The following is a 682-nucleotide window of genomic DNA, read 5'->3' as shown; positions in this document are numbered from 1 at the left end:
GACGCCGACCGGCACGTGCGCTCTTCCGTCGACGTACCGCTGGACCTCGACGGGCGCGCTGGCGACTCCGAAGTCCGGGTGGGTCTCGCTCAAGGACTTCACCAACGTCGTCTACAACGGCAAGCACCTGGTCTACGCGACGACGCACGACACCGGGTCGGGCTGGGGTTCGATGGGCTTCAGCACGTTCACCAACTGGTCCGACATGGCCTCGGCCACCCAGACCAAGATGAACTCGGGCACCGTGGCGCCCACGCTGTTCTACTTCGCGCCCAAGAACATCTGGGTGCTGGCCTACCAGTGGGGCGGGACCGCGTTCTCCTACCGGACCTCCAGCGACCCCACCAACCCCAACGGCTGGGGGGCGCAGCAGACGCTGTCCACCGCGAGCATCTCCGGCTCGGGCACCGGGCCGATCGACCAGACGCTGATCGGTGACGGCCAGAACATGTACCTGTTCTTCGCCGGCGACAACGGCAAGATCTACCGGCAGAGCATGCCCATCGGCAACTTCCCCGGCAGCTTCGGCTCCAACTACACGCAGGTCATGAGCGACTCGACCAACAACCTGTTCGAGGCGGTCGAGGTCTACAAGCTCCAGGGCCAGAACAAGTACCTCATGCTCGTCGAGGCGATCGGCTCGCAGGGCCGCTACTTCCGCTCGTTCACGGCCGACAGCCTG

1 protein-coding gene is annotated in these 682 nt (G+C 65.4%); it reads left to right on the top strand.

All coding sequences use genetic code 11. The annotated features are described in order from the left end of the window. Window positions 1–682 (top strand): non-reducing end alpha-L-arabinofuranosidase family hydrolase (locus QSK36_RS43045; RefSeq protein ID WP_285786440.1); only part of this gene is annotated, 682 nt, incomplete at both ends.

Origin of the sequence: Microbispora sp. NBRC 16548 (genome assembly GCF_030268985.1) — a bacterium.
Classification (GTDB): Bacteria; Actinomycetota; Actinomycetes; order Streptosporangiales; family Streptosporangiaceae; genus Microbispora; species Microbispora catharanthi.
This window is presented reverse-complemented; position numbering and strand designations above follow the sequence as displayed.